This is a genomic window from Oceanospirillum linum, from assembly GCF_001995095.2.
In the GTDB taxonomy this organism is placed as follows: Bacteria; Pseudomonadota; Gammaproteobacteria; order Pseudomonadales; family Halomonadaceae; genus Oceanospirillum; species Oceanospirillum linum.
The window spans coordinates 1-461 of record NZ_MTSD02000076.1 but is presented as its reverse complement, the minus strand read 5'-3'; the positions used below and the strand labels follow the sequence as shown (position 1 = coordinate 461).

2 protein-coding genes are annotated in these 461 nt (G+C 36.2%); both read left to right on the top strand.

All coding sequences use genetic code 11. The annotated features are described in order from the left end of the window. Positions 1–195 (top strand): hypothetical protein (locus tag BTA35_RS16695; RefSeq protein WP_202931304.1); only part of this gene is annotated, 195 nt, incomplete at its 5' end. Between the two features lie 12 nt (positions 196–207). Then, on the top strand, positions 208–461 hold a 254-nt coding region (locus tag BTA35_RS16690; protein ID WP_202931303.1), incomplete at its 3' end, for a phage tail tube protein.

Genomic DNA, 461 nt, shown 5'->3' with positions numbered 1-461 from the left:
ACTTTTGCCTTTCAAAGCTATGCTCCTTCAATGTATGAAGCAGCTGTTTTAAATGAAGCAGTGAAAGAAACGGTTGAAGGAATGATTGAGCTAGATGAAATCAGTAAAATTAAGCTCAACAGCGATTATAACTACACAGATACAACAACTAAGGAATATCGCTATCAAGCGGTATTTGATATGAATCATTATTAAGGAGGAACATAAATGTCAGATGTAAAAAATGTAACCATAGCAAAACCTAAAGTTGGTGGAGCTGTCTATTCTGCACCATTAGATACAACATTACCAACAGATTCGATTACTGCGTTAGATGCAGCATTTAAGCCATTAGGTTATATTTCAGAGGATGGCATAACTAATGCAAACTCGCCAGAAACAGATAATATCAAGGCCTGGGGTGGCGATATCGTTGCTGTTGTTCAAACAGAAAAAGCCGATACTTTCACTTATACTTTAAT